1 protein-coding gene is annotated in these 521 nt (G+C 67.9%); it reads left to right on the top strand.

What is annotated here, in order from left to right:
* Positions 1–166: 166 nt before the first annotated feature.
* The coding region (locus ACOJB8_RS41220; protein ID WP_475018011.1) for a hypothetical protein at positions 167–521 on the top strand (355 nt) is incomplete at its 3' end.

Genomic DNA, 521 nt, shown 5'->3' with positions numbered 1-521 from the left:
GCAGCTACGGCGGGTTCGGCATGGGGGCCGCTTCGACGAGCCTGCTGTTCCTCACCGTGATCGTCGTGCTCGTCGCCGTCGCGCAGATCGGCGCGAGTAGCCGCGCGCGCGTCGAGAGCGCCGAGTGACCGTCACGTTTCTTTCAACATCGAATCGAGGATTTTTCATGCGTTATCCCACCACGCTTTCGCGTCTGCTCGTTGCCGTTTCCGTGTGCGCTGCGCTCGGCCTCGCGGCCGGTTGCTCCAAACAGGTCGGCAGCGCCGCCGCATCGACCACGGCGTCCGCCGCTGCGCAGGGCGGTTCGCCTGCGAGCGCGTCGAAGCTCGGCGACCTCTCCCAGTTCCGCAGGATTGCGGCCGACGTGTCCGCTGTCGTTGCCAGGGGCGACCTGCCTGGCGGCAAGGCACGCATCAAGGATCTCGAGGTCGCGTGGGACGAGGCCGAAGCTGGCCTGAAGCCACGTGCGGCCGACGACTGGCACGTGCTCGACAAGGCGATCGACCGCGCGCTCGAAGCAC

The sequence above is a fragment of the Paraburkholderia sp. BR10141 genome (genome assembly GCF_056155635.1).
The sequence above is the reverse complement of the archived record's forward strand: the minus strand, read 5'-3'. Positions and strand labels throughout refer to the sequence as shown.